The 476-nt window shown below is 58.2% G+C and carries 1 protein-coding gene; it reads right to left on the reverse strand.

Translation table 11 applies throughout. The annotated features are described in order from the left end of the window. Nucleotides 1-395, reverse strand: a 395-nt coding sequence (gene argB / locus RGM3321_RS00180; protein ID WP_244391029.1) for an acetylglutamate kinase, incomplete at its 3' end; no start/stop codon positions are given. Nucleotides 396-476 lie beyond the last annotated feature (81 nt).

Here is a 476-nt window from a genome sequence, read left to right on the forward strand (position 1 = left end):
GCTGCTAGCGGCGCATAGGCGTTGATTCGATTAACGAGCTGACGGCCCACCTGCCCGACGAGCACCATCCGGACAACCTCCATGACCTCCGGAGATGTCACCCGCAAACCATTACGGAACTCCACTGGGGTAGCAGATTCAGCAAGCATCGCATTGATCTGAGGGCCACCACCGTGGACGACAATAGGGCGACTCCCCACAGAGGCCATAAACACAATGTCGTCGGCGAAGGCCTGCTGCAGGCCGGGATCAACCATCGCGTTGCCGCCATATTTCACGACGACAGTGCGGCCCTGAAACCGCCTGATCCAAGGCAGCGCTTCTACCAGGACCTCAGATTTCCGCTGAGCCGAGAACTGGGTGTCGTTGAGGGGGATGTCAAGAGCAAGGGTCATGATGTATACGCGCTATTCTCTTCGACGTATTGGTGGGTCAGATCATTGGTCCATACCGCAGCTTCGGCGTCACCCGCATGC

This window comes from Pseudomonas sp. RGM 3321 (assembly GCF_022836805.1).
GTDB lineage: Bacteria > Pseudomonadota > Gammaproteobacteria > Pseudomonadales > Pseudomonadaceae > Aquipseudomonas.